Annotated in this window: 1 protein-coding gene; it reads left to right on the forward strand. The window is 66.1% G+C overall.

What is annotated here, in order from left to right:
- Positions 1-81: 81 nt before the first annotated feature.
- The coding region (locus GTW58_RS13825; protein ID WP_168023636.1) for an ABC transporter ATP-binding protein at positions 82-548 on the forward strand (467 nt) is incomplete at its 3' end.

Here is a 548-nt window from a genome sequence, read left to right on the forward strand (position 1 = left end):
GACCCCGGCATGGGGTGGTGCGGCCGGAGTCCATCCCGGCGGGCGATGTGCCGGGCAGGGGCCAACGAGCACTGTGGAGCCATGACTCATCCACAGTTGCAAGCCGTCAATCTCAGTCAGTTCTACGGGCCCACCGCAGCCCTCGATCACCTGGACCTCATCATTCATCGGGGCCAGTCCGTGGCCATCATGGGCCCGTCCGGTTCCGGGAAGACCACGTTGCTCCACGCCCTGGCAGGCATCGACGTTCCGCAGGACGGGGAGGTGTACTTCCACGGCGCCACCGGAGCAGAGGCAGTGCACGTCATGAGCGCGGAACAGCGTGCCGAACTGCGTCTCAAGCATTTCGGTTTCGTGTTCCAGGCGGGGCTCATGCTCACGGAGCTGACCGTGGTGGAGAACGTGGCCCTGCCGCTCATGCTCTCGGGCGTGGATCGCGCCAGTGCCTACCAAACAGCCTCGGCCTGGTTGAACCGACTGGGGTTGGAGGGCATGGGGGACCGGCGTCTGGGACAGCGTTCAGGCGGGGAGGCGCAACGCCTAGCCAA

The organism is Kocuria subflava (genome assembly GCF_012163155.1).
GTDB lineage: Bacteria > Actinomycetota > Actinomycetes > Actinomycetales > Micrococcaceae > Kocuria > Kocuria subflava.